A 704-nucleotide genomic window follows, 5' to 3' on the forward strand; every position below is an offset into this window, starting at 1 on the left:
TAGGTGTACCAGGCACCGGACTTGCGGATGATGCCGTGCTCGACGCCCATATCGATCAGGGAGCCCTCGCGGCTGATACCGCCGCCGTAGACGATGTCGAACTCGGCCGTCCGGAACGGCGGGGCCATCTTGTTCTTGACCACCTTGACCCTGGTCCGGTTACCGACCGCCTCGGTACCGTCCTTCAGCGTCTCGATGCGGCGCACGTCGAGCCGGATCGACGCGTAAAATTTCAGTGCCTTTCCACCGGTGGTCGTCTCTGGCGACCCGAACATGACGCCGATCTTCTCGCGGAGCTGGTTGATGAAGATGGCAGTGGTGCCGGAGTTCGCGAGCGCCCCGGTGATCTTCCGCAGTGCCTGCGACATCAGGCGGGCCTGCAGACCCACGTGGCTGTCGCCCATCTCCCCCTCGATCTCGGCCCGCGGTACCAGCGCCGCGACCGAGTCGATGACGATGACGTCCAGCGCGCCGGAACGGATCAGCATGTCGGCGATCTCCAGCGCCTGCTCCCCCGTGTCGGGCTGGGAGACGAGCAGCGCGTCGGTGTCGACGCCGAGCTTCCCCGCATACTCCGGATCAAGAGCGTGCTCGGCATCGATGAAGGCCGCGATACCTCCGGCTGCCTGCGCGTTCGCCACCGCGTGCAACGCGACCGTGGTTTTTCCGGACGACTCCGGCCCATAGATCTCGACGACGCGCCC

At 65.9% G+C, this 704-nt stretch carries 1 protein-coding gene; it reads right to left on the reverse strand.

Going from position 1 to position 704, the window contains the following annotated elements; all coding sequences use genetic code 11:
- A partial coding sequence (gene recA, locus AC559T_RS15040) for a recombinase RecA (RefSeq protein WP_498869127.1) occupies positions 1-704 on the reverse strand: 704 nt, incomplete at both ends.

Source organism: Frankia sp. Hr75.2, assembly GCF_949319125.1.
GTDB lineage: Bacteria > Actinomycetota > Actinomycetes > Frankiales > Frankiaceae > Parafrankia > Parafrankia soli.